We start from the raw sequence: 598 nt of genomic DNA, 5'->3' as shown, positions 1-598 counted from the left end.
GCACTAACCCTTGGTCAACCAAGCTCTCCAGATGTTCCTGCAGACTTTGCTAAGCACACGCTAACAGCAACATTTAACGATCTAGATTCTGTACGCGAACTGTTTGCAGCGAACAAAGGTGAAATCGCATGTATCATCGTTGAGCCAGTAGCAGGCAACATGAACTGTATCCCACCAGTAGAAGGCTTCCATGAAGGCCTGCGTGAAATCTGTGATCAAGAAGGCGCACTGCTGATTTTTGATGAAGTAATGACAGGCTTCCGTGTTGCACTTGGCGGCGCACAAGCACACTACAACATCAAACCAGATCTAACCACACTAGGTAAAGTAATCGGCGGCGGTATGCCAGTGGGTGCTTTCGGTGGCCGTAAAGAAGTGATGCAATACGTTGCGCCTACAGGCCCTGTTTACCAAGCTGGTACGCTTTCTGGTAACCCAGTGGCAATGGCTGCAGGTTTTGCCTGTTTGAACCTTCTAAAAGAAGAAGGCAATGAAAAACGCCTAGCTTCTAAAACTAAGCAACTGGCAGATGGCTTTAAGTCTCTAGCAGAGAAACACGGTATCCCACTAGTTGTTAACCAAGTGGGCGGCATGTTCG

1 protein-coding gene is annotated in these 598 nt (G+C 48.2%); it reads left to right on the top strand.

The window, feature by feature from the left end:
- Positions 1-598 (top strand): aminotransferase class III-fold pyridoxal phosphate-dependent enzyme (locus tag R7P74_RS27840; protein WP_318123905.1); only part of this gene is annotated, 598 nt, incomplete at both ends.

The organism is Vibrio sp. 2033 (genome assembly GCF_033339735.1).
Note: the sequence above shows the minus strand (reverse complement) of the source record. Positions and strands in the feature narration are given on the sequence as shown.